General features: G+C 47.6%; 1 protein-coding gene. It reads right to left on the bottom strand.

The window, feature by feature from the left end; genetic code table 11:
* Window positions 1–39 precede the first annotated feature (39 nt).
* The coding region (locus AO277_RS28795) for a hypothetical protein (protein WP_218962516.1) at window positions 40–319 on the bottom strand (280 nt) is incomplete at its 5' end.

Genomic DNA, 319 nt, shown 5'->3' with positions numbered 1-319 from the left:
AGCGGCTATGGCTCAGCAGTCTAAAAATAGCGGCCTACTTCAGACCATTCCTAGGGGGAAAAGGGCGGACGCTATAGTGTGGGGTTTCTCAGACATTTTGGTTGTACATCCTGGGTGTGATCCGGGCACTGATAATCGAACATGATGCGCAACAATCGATGCATGGGCAATATATTGCGCAATCTTTGCTTTTCCTTCTATATAGGCAATCACGAAACGGGCAATTTCGGTGATTTTGAAATTAACGGTTGACGGCCTCTGTGATCTGTCTATAATTCGCGCCACTTCCGGCGCAGACGGAAACGAAAAAGCCTTGTAG

The organism is Pseudomonas amygdali (assembly GCF_002699855.1).
GTDB classification, from domain to species: Bacteria; Pseudomonadota; Gammaproteobacteria; order Pseudomonadales; family Pseudomonadaceae; genus Aquipseudomonas; species Aquipseudomonas amygdali.
Note: the sequence above shows the minus strand (reverse complement) of the source record. Positions and strands in the feature narration are given on the sequence as shown.